Origin of the sequence: Bacillus sp. SIMBA_154, from assembly GCF_046536015.1 — a bacterium.
GTDB classification, from domain to species: Bacteria; Bacillota; Bacilli; order Bacillales; family Bacillaceae; genus Bacillus; species Bacillus pumilus_P.
Genome location: NZ_JAWJBV010000429.1, coordinates 1 through 255 on the forward strand (window position 1 = coordinate 1; position 255 = coordinate 255).

Annotated in this window: 1 protein-coding gene; it reads right to left on the minus strand. The window is 38.4% G+C overall.

Annotated elements, in window-relative coordinates:
- Positions 1-255 (minus strand): EAL domain-containing protein (locus R0K30_RS22640; protein ID WP_410613173.1); only part of this gene is annotated, 255 nt, incomplete at both ends.

The window sequence follows — 255 nt, forward strand, 5'->3', positions numbered from 1 at the left end:
ATTCTACTTGTTTCATCAAAATCACTCATTAAAGCGCTTTCTGTCACTTCTAACTCAAGGTAACCACTAGGAAGCTCAGTATCCTCAAGTATTTGCGCTACGCTTTCTATAAATTTAGGATCTGTAAATTGTTTAGCCGCCACATTAACAGCAACTTTAATTGGATGACCTTTATCTAGCCAGCGTTTAGCAGCTCTGCAGCTTTGTTTTAAAACGCTATGACCCAACTTATTTATTAAGCCTGTCTCTTCGGCT